Raw genomic sequence first — 389 nt, 5'->3', positions numbered from 1 at the left:
CGCCCAGCTCGCGAACCCGCACTTCGACCTACATCACCTTCGACCGGTGCCGCCCGGAATCGCCCCGAGCTCCCGCGCGAACCCTGCTCCTCGCCGACACCGATGCCCGCCTGCCGGTCGCCGACCGGGCGCGCCACCGACCGATTGCCGCTCCCGCCTTCGACGGCCTCGGCGACACCGGCACCGCCCCGGCCGGTGGAGCCGCCCGGACGCAGACCCCGGCGGCCGACGGCGACGTCTTCCGCAGGTGCCCCCGAACCGGGCCGCCCGGCCCGAATCCGGGCTTCCTCGGCATCGGCGACGGCACCGCCGGGGCGCTTGACTCCGGCTCGATATCCGCTGGTGCCGGGCCTGCCGAGAGGCTCCTCGGGAGCGAACCCGGCCCGGTT

General features: G+C 76.3%; 1 protein-coding gene. It reads left to right on the top strand.

Going from position 1 to position 389, the window contains the following annotated elements:
- Positions 1–389: hypothetical protein (locus tag D7Y13_RS47585; protein ID WP_208734763.1), on the top strand; the 389-nt coding region annotated here is incomplete at both ends.

Source organism: Corallococcus praedator (assembly GCF_003612125.1).
Classification (GTDB): Bacteria; Myxococcota; Myxococcia; order Myxococcales; family Myxococcaceae; genus Corallococcus; species Corallococcus praedator.
Note: the sequence above shows the minus strand (reverse complement) of the source record. Positions and strands in the feature narration are given on the sequence as shown.